This window comes from Endozoicomonas sp. SESOKO4, assembly GCF_024606275.1.
On sequence record NZ_JAHHPS010000043.1, the window covers coordinates 1 to 7,411 of the forward strand.

Annotated in this window: 5 protein-coding genes; 2 read left to right on the plus strand and 3 right to left on the minus strand. The window is 40.2% G+C overall.

Annotation, left to right across the window (positions count from 1 at the left end):
* Positions 1-281: 281 nt before the first annotated feature.
* Positions 282-479, plus strand: coding sequence for a hypothetical protein (locus tag KDK16_RS00680; protein ID WP_257274239.1), 198 nt, complete (start codon positions 282-284; stop codon positions 477-479).
* A gap of 67 nt (positions 480-546) precedes the next feature.
* Here the strand turns inward: KDK16_RS00680 and KDK16_RS00685 are convergent, their stop codons facing one another.
* From KDK16_RS00685 to KDK16_RS00695, 3 genes are all read right to left on the minus strand, one after another.
* Positions 547-1,908, minus strand: coding sequence for a Fic family protein (locus tag KDK16_RS00685; protein ID WP_257274240.1), 1,362 nt, complete (start codon positions 1,906-1,908; stop codon positions 547-549).
* A gap of 253 nt (positions 1,909-2,161) precedes the next feature.
* Positions 2,162-3,973: a hypothetical protein gene (locus tag KDK16_RS00690; RefSeq protein ID WP_257255126.1), complete on the minus strand. Its 1,812-nt coding sequence runs from the start codon at positions 3,971-3,973 to the stop codon at positions 2,162-2,164.
* Positions 3,974-4,248: 275 nt separating this feature from the next.
* On the minus strand, positions 4,249-6,117 hold the full coding sequence (locus tag KDK16_RS00695; protein WP_257274241.1) for a hypothetical protein: 1,869 nt from the start codon (positions 6,115-6,117) through the stop codon (positions 4,249-4,251).
* Positions 6,118-6,615: 498 nt separating this feature from the next.
* Between KDK16_RS00695 and KDK16_RS00700 the strand changes: the two genes are divergently transcribed.
* The coding region (locus tag KDK16_RS00700) for a hypothetical protein (protein ID WP_257274242.1) at positions 6,616-7,411 on the plus strand (796 nt) is incomplete at its 3' end.

Below are 7,411 nucleotides of genomic sequence, written 5' to 3' on the forward strand. Positions count from 1 at the left end.
CCCTTTAATTGTAAAAAAATAAGTCTTTAACCCAAAAAACGACACAGTTTTAATATTTAAGAACTGGCGTTAAAGTGTCGTACGCTGTTTAATAGCCAAACTTAAAGTATTGCATTTCTCTGAAAGGGATTGTTTATGGCTGTCTTTCCGTTTACGACTATTTCCCCGTCTAAGACTATCTTCCCATTGGAAAACCCTGTGCAGCTAGCTTTTACCAACAACATTAGTGAGCGGGCGATTCAAAGCCTGTTCATTAAAACTGAAGGTAAAGAGGTTTTTCAATGTCTGGAAACGTTGTGACCAGAGAGGAGTTTGAGGAGCTTAGGGAAGAATTCAAAGACGAGACCATGGATCTTCGGATAAGGTACAACGATATATCCGAATGGCTTAAAGTCAGGGGAGTGGACGTTGCCGCACAAAGGAGTGCCCTGAATATCCCGACAGCTCAGGGCTTCAGTCTTTATTGGCCGTTTGTTTAATGTTCGTTCAGCAAAGATAGCAGGTAGGCCCTGAACCTTGAGTTAAAAGGAAACCCGGGGGGGCAGATTACTTCCGAAGAGACTGAAAGGACTGCTGCCCATTCTTAATGGTCAGAACCAACTCATCCACACTGTATCCATCAAATTTATTAACATTATCGATAATGGCGGGTGAAAGCCCTTCCCGCAGAAGGAGTCCATTGACCAGAATGCAGCCGATAGTTCTGGCATTCCCGTCTCTAAAAGGGTGGGTATGCTGAAGATTTCGACAGAGTTCAGCAATAGCGTGGATAATTGCGTCCTGTCGCTGTCCGCTGTCAGTTTCAGTTATTTCTTGCAACTTTTTCTCAAAGGCTTGGCAATATTTTATGGATAACCCAATGCCTTTTTGACCTTTAAAATCAATGAAAACCTGGTATGTATAACGATCGAGTCTTTCTATTCTCGGAAAATTGTTCTCGTTAGCCAACTTCGTTATTTCAATTAAGCCATTCTTTGTGAAGTTTTGACCCCTCACATAACCAACGACTGCTTCGTTCCAGGAGAAGTCTTTAATAATCACATCTGCACGAGCAGACATAACACCGGATGTAGTCAACTCATGAATAGCTTCAAGCTTACTGTAATCCAGGGGTTTATTAGCCAAAATATTACCGGCTTCTTTAAAGGCAGTTAGCATAGCCGCTGCATACCCAGGCTCATCCTCATAACAAAACAGACCTAAACCGTATTCTTCCCAGTGTCCCTCATCAATAAAAAATCTGTACAGCTCATCCAAAGGAAAGCCTTTGAACGGTTCTGTTTGATCCAGCATAGTCTGAACTTCAGCGGACTTCTCAAAAGCGCGACAAATACCCTTTAAAAGGTGGTATAAACGCAAAGAGAGGCGCTGTTCACCTTTTTCGTGATCAATAATAGATTGTTGAATGGCTTCAATACTCATTTCTGAAAGAACAAGAGCGCAAGCCTTGCGTGCAAAGGCCCCAACCTGCTTCTCTTCATGAAAATAATTTGGCAGCTGTTCTATCGAGCTAAGTAAGTCTTCACACTTACTCAAGGTGCTGGAGCTATCCCACTGAAACATAGGCACAGCTTCAAAATTGCTGAGCCATCCGTCGAGCCTCGCAAGGAAATATGCGTAATAAGTATGTCCCCGCCTATCAATAAGCTCCGTTGCTCGTCCCTGATTAAATGCCGCTTTACAACCATTAACGATTTTTTCAAAACTTCGTTCACTCTGCTCAACATTATCAGGAGATAATCTGGTTATTTTTCTGCCCGACAACTGTTTATCAGGAACCTGTGATTCATCCGACGGCAAATCCCTTTTTACGGTAGAAGGACATCGGCCAAAAACAAATCGTGACTGCTCTTTCGAACCAAACAGATATAGGTTCGCATCGCTTATATCGTCAAATGGATGAATCATATTCCGGAGCGCATTAGCAAAATAAGAGGGTATCATTTGATGACTCACTGTCGTTTTTGAAGTATTTCTCTCCCAAACTATTAGTCTCTCGGTGATTTAGTCAAGTGACTTTAAGAAGTTATAGCCCTTGTGGTACGAAAAACAGCGAGAGACACAAGATCCGAATTGCTCTTCATTCGGTGGAAGGACAGTTTTTTTCTGATCGAGCATAACCCCGAATAACCAGACACCGCTTACTTCCAGATGGCTGGTATTATGGCTCAATGTCGTTCAGCAAAGATAGCAGGTAGCCCTTTAGCCTTGGATCCTGAATTAACTTGAATATCGCGTCAAGCTGTTCTGAATCATAACCGGTATTTTGATATAAGATGTTATGAACTATTACCTTGGCAGCCAAAATATCGCGTATATCGGCACTTTCTGTGTGTTTGATTTCTTCAAATAATTCACTTTTTCCTCCCTGTACCCATCTTCTTTTGACCTGTGTATCGAGCTTCCAGAGCGTATGATTGGGGCGGTGAACCAGCCATATAACATCGAGCAGATCGGGCATGGCATTTTTAGCCTTAATGATTCGCTTGTTTGCCTGGCGACGAAGCGGTGAGTCAAAGTTAAATTGATTCAGCGCTGCTGCCTTTATTTCTGGCCGATACTCACTCACGAAAAACGACTCAAGGCCTGTGTTTTTCCAGAAGGATTGGAGATCCGCATTGACCTGACTTTCAAAAAAGCGCCACTCATAAAAGGGAATCTTATTCATTGTAATGGCTTTGGCCAGGCTGATATTGCCTGTAACGAGAATTAACGGATTAGAGAAATAGAGCAAAGCATTGTAAGCATTTTCGTTAGCGATAGTGCCAGGGTTGATAAACGTTATTTTTCTATGTTCTGTGGCAGTGCCGTCAACATAACCCCCTGACTGGTCATTTGACTTGTAACTAACATGACTAAAACCCAGTTCTTTGAGCATTTTCTTAAAGGCTGGCTTTGCAACAGTTGATGCTTTGAGGGGAGTAATGATTTTTACTTCGCCGGGTTCTACTCTTCTGATAATGCCCAAATACTCTTTCAAGAAGGCCTCATCATGGTAATAAGCGGTATAATACGACACATTCTGAATATTTTCTGCCTGAGTATGCAAATCATCATAACCTGTAAGAACATATCCGAGCCAAGGCTTATCACGCAGTAATTTTTTTAAATCCTTGTGCAATGAAGTTGATGCTTTGTCTTTTGATAATTCGTAATGGTCAACTTTGTCGATCAGCTCTGAGTTAAAAGGCAGGCCAATATGCAGTTCACCCAGACCAAATCTTGGCGTAGCAGTAGAGAATTTATGTTGTTCGGTGCTAATGGAGCAGTTCGAAAGATTCTGGCACAAATCATAACCCTCACGGAGGAAGTCTGAGATGTAGTTCATGGTTCGATGACTGATAGGCATACTGTCATAGTTGCTGAAGCCAGATCTCTGGTGAAAGTCTTCTACCAGCCATAAAGAATGAATAAAATTCTTTGCCACACCCTCATTTCTGGCAGCAATATTTGCATACCGACCAACTCCCAGCCAATTGAGTGTTCTGGGGATTCTCATTCCTGCCCAGGTTGATAGGGATAGGATAAAGCTAGCCACCTCCTTCTGAAGCCAGAATGCCTCATCTTCACGTCGTTCATCTTTATAAATCCAATTAATTTTCAGATCAGAAGCTTCAGAAAAATCACGGTATAACTTTTTTTTCTGAGACCAGGTACTCTGTACAGTCAGTTCAACAGGAATACTACTAAATGCTCTATTGCGAAGAAACTCTCTGTTTACTTCCAGTAAACAGGCAAAGTCATCTGTATCTTCTGCTATTGTTGCCAAAATCAACTTTGGCTCACGGGGATAAAAATAAGTTGGCCTGTTGTTCAGTGCAAGTAACCATTTGACTAGGGAAGATTCAAGGTTTACTTCCCTGCCATCCATTTCGACTTCTGTAGCGCAGGCAAATGGAGTCATAAAATTAAAAATAACGATGAACAACTGCATTATTGCTTTAAAGGCTTTGTGAAAATTATTCAGATACATGCCTTATTAGTCTCCTTATGATATGAGAACGGCCTATACGATAATGTTTTACTGGGCACAACGGTTTTCTTCAAAGAATTGACAAAGACAATCCTATTAAGACAATTAATAGTCGTCGTGTAACCCATGTAAACTTCTGCACTCACAGCTTCGATTTATTTCGGATAGTGTCAAAGTGTTAGCAGCCTGACTGAGAATAGACTGCCCCAGGCGGCAACGGTTCCTGCGTTGCTCTGGCTCCTGCATTAATTGAACAGATACAACGTCAACTGTTTCTATGGCTTATGTTTGATCATCAGTGATATCAGGTACTCCCTGAGCCTTGGATCCTGAATTAGCTTGATTAACTCGTCAAGCTGTTCTGAATCATAACCGGTATTCTGATCTAAAATGTGCTGAATCAGTACCTTGGCAGCCAAAACATCCCGTATATCAGCACTTTCTGTGTGTTTGATTTCATCGAATAGTTCACTTTTTTCTCCCTGCCGCAATCTTTCCTTGACCTTTTTATCAAGACGCCAGAGCGCAAGATTGGGGCGATGGACCAACCATATAACGTCGAGCAGATCAGGCATGGCGTTTTTTTCTTTAATAATACGCTGGTTTGTCTGACGACGAAGCACTGAGTCAAAGTTAAATTGATTGAGTGCTGCTGCTTTTCTTTCTGGCTGATACTCACTTACGAAAAACGCCTCAAGGGTGGTGCCTTGCCAGAAGGATTGGAGATGCTCATTCGTGTGACTCTCAAAGTAACGCCATTCGTAAAAAGGAATCTTATTCATTGTGATGGCTTTGGCCAGACCAATATTACCTGTAACGAGAATTAAAGGATTAGAGAAATAAAGCAAAGCATTGTAAGCATTCTCGTTAGCAATAAAACCTGGATCGATAAACGTTATTTTTCTATATGCAGGGGCAGTGCGGTCAACATAGCCACTTGACTGTCCGTTTGATTTGTAATTAACTTCGCTAAAACCCAGTTCTTTGAGCATTTCCTTAAAGGCTGGCTTTACAAAAGTTGACCGTTTAAGAGGTGTAACAATTTTTACTTCGCCAGATTCTATTCTTCTGATAATGTCCAAATACTCTTTCAAGAAGGCTTCATCGCGGTAATAGGCGATATAATACGAAACATGCTGGATAGTTTCTGGCTGAGTGTCCAAATCATTATTATCTGTAAGAGCATATACCAGCCATGGCTTATCGTTCAGTAATTGCTTAAAATCATTATGCAGTGAAGTTGATGTTTTGTCTTTTGATAATTCGTAATTGTCAACTTTCGCGATCAGCTCAGAGTTAAAAGGCAACCCAATGTGCAGTCCACCCAGACCAAATCTTGGCGTAGCAATAGAGAATTTATGTTGTTCTGTGCTAATGGAGCAATTTGAAAGGTTTTGATACACATCATCACCCTCATACCAAAAGTCTGAAATGCAACTCATGGTTCGATGACTCAAAGACATGGTTTTAGGGCTATAAAATCCAGCTCTTTGGTGAAATTTTTCTACCAACGATAAAGAATCAATAAAACTTTCATTGAAGCCTTTACCTCTGGCATAAATATTAGAATACTGACTAATTCCCAGCCAATTGGTTGAACTGGGTGCTCTCATTTCCTCCCAGTTTGATAGGGATAGAGTTAAACTGGAAACCTCCATCTGAAGCCAGGATTTGTCTTCATGTCCTTCATCTTCAAAAATCCAATTAATTTTAAGATCTGCAGCTTCAGGAAAAGCATCGTATAATTCTTTTTGCTGGGACCGGGTAGTCTGTACATTCAATTCAACCGGAATACTATTATTAAAAGATCCATTGCCAAGAAACTCTCTGTTTAATTCCAGTAAACAGGCAAAGTCATCCGTACCTTCTTCTACCATTGTTGCTAAAATCAATTTCGGCTCATTGGGATAATCAACAAATGGACTATCATTCAGTGCAAGCATCCATTTGACTATGGAAGATTTAAGGTTTATTACCCTTCCATCCATTTCGACTTCTGTAGCAGAGGTAAACGAGGTCATAAAACAAAGGGTAACGGCCAGTAACAGCATAATAGTTGTAAAGGCCTTGAGTGCAGAATAACTGTCAGTGAGTTTCAATACAATACGATCATGGGACGAAAGCACTTGTTTCAGATAATTCATAAAGATAATCACCTTAAAACGTATAATGACCCTCTTGTAAACCATCTAACCTTCTCCACTAAACCGCGATCAAGCAGGTGCCGGAACGAGCACCGGATTCTGGTGTCAGTTGGCGTATAAACGTTCTTGCTCCAGATCAAAACTGAGTGGTAATCAGAGTGTATCCCGGTTTCATCAATAAGACACATATAGTAGACCAGTAGCTCCTTTTTACTAGTCCATTTTCACTGGCTCAGAACAGGTTGCGTGATAAACGCGCAAAACTATACGGCAATATTATTCTTTGTACAGCCCATGAGAACAATATTTAACTTATTTAGAGCCGTTTATTCAGAGATTAAGAGGATGATCAAGTGATAATAAACATCAGTACCAGCAATTAGAAAGCAGATAGTTTTAAAACAAGCTACTATTCGCTTGTTATAAGGTTTGGTAGGTCTTACCCGGACAATACTGCTCAATATAGAAGCTTGTATGACATTATAAGGACTGGTAGCTATGATGTTAACCGCGTTATCTAAATTGAGAAAAAAAAACATTCATTTTATCGTTTTATTGATAACCCTGAAGTCTGAGAGTGCTCTTGCACTAAACGAAAAACAAAAAAGCATGTTAAAACAACTCACCCTTCCTGAGTATGAAGAACTTGATAAAGAACTTAAAGAAAAATATTTATACAGGGAAGGTGAAGCTTACATTAATACGTTGATGGCTGATGTTAATAGACGAAAAAGAAACAATTTTTTCAAAAGTAAAAATAGAGAAATAGCTCAGAAAATGGGGGTTAAGGCTAGTGACAATACTACCAAGCCTGGCATACCTTACACTCTATTAAGGACGTTTAATCTTGTTCAGGCAATGATTCATTATGGTAAAGTAGAATCTATCGAGCAAATACCGATAACAAGTGTAGATCAAGTAACGCTTAGAAAAAGTAATCGGGCAGCCAGTGTTGTTGAAAACTATGTAGATAGATTATTATCACAAAGAGCAGAAAAAACGCCCATAAAGGATATGGATTGGATAAGTATGTTCTATGAAAATCGGGCTTATCTAGAGCGAAAAACATCTATTTTTAAGGCAGCAAAAAACAAAGACTTTAATCCTGGATTATCCAATCCATATAGCCCTCTAAATCTTCAGTTACATCTACTACGCAATGGAGAGTTTATATTAAAAAATGTCAAAATAATCCGGAAAGGAAACTTTGAGGATGGAGATAAAATAGTTTTATTCGATAAATCAACATCTGCTCCAACCTCTCCCAAGAGAAACAGCGCATCTAAAGCCAGAG

Bases quoted from the DNA above. Each gene is read 5' to 3' on its own strand.
- KDK16_RS00680 (WP_257274239.1), top strand. From the start codon at position 282: ATGTCTGGAAACGTTGTGACCAGAGAGGAGTTTGAGGAGCTTAGGGAA.
- KDK16_RS00690 (WP_257255126.1), bottom strand. From the start codon at position 3,973: ATGTATCTGAATAATTTTCACAAAGCCTTTAAAGCAATAATGCAGTTG.
- KDK16_RS00685 (WP_257274240.1), bottom strand. From the start codon at position 1,908: ATGATTCATCCATTTGACGATATAAGCGATGCGAACCTATATCTGTTT.
- KDK16_RS00695 (WP_257274241.1), bottom strand. From the start codon at position 6,117: ATGAATTATCTGAAACAAGTGCTTTCGTCCCATGATCGTATTGTATTG.